Raw genomic sequence first — 247 nt, forward strand, 5'->3', positions numbered from 1 at the left:
CTCCCCCGAAGATCCTGACGAGCGCGCTTCTCACTGGCGCGCTCGGAAAGCGCTCGCACCAAGAGTGCGCAGCACACGTTTGCTTTGCGACACTGACAGAAGGCCCCGGCCAGGGGCCTCTTTTTTTGTTGGTGTCAGCAGGTATGTTGAGTCGTGACTGTCGATAGCTGCTTCCGCGAATATGAGCAGGAGTGGCTCGATTCTCGGCATGATCGCGCTCGGCAATGCCGCCGACGAAATCGCTCGG

General features: G+C 59.9%; 1 protein-coding gene. It reads right to left on the reverse strand.

What is annotated here, in order from left to right:
- Positions 1 to 30: 30 nt before the first annotated feature.
- Positions 31 to 247, reverse strand: a 217-nt coding sequence (locus AC5IJH_RS18620; RefSeq protein ID WP_491904305.1) for a hypothetical protein, incomplete at its 5' end; no start/stop codon positions are given.

It is taken from the genome of Candidatus Dedyshia acidiphila, assembly GCF_051025295.1.
GTDB lineage: Bacteria > Acidobacteriota > Terriglobia > Terriglobales > Acidobacteriaceae > KBS-83.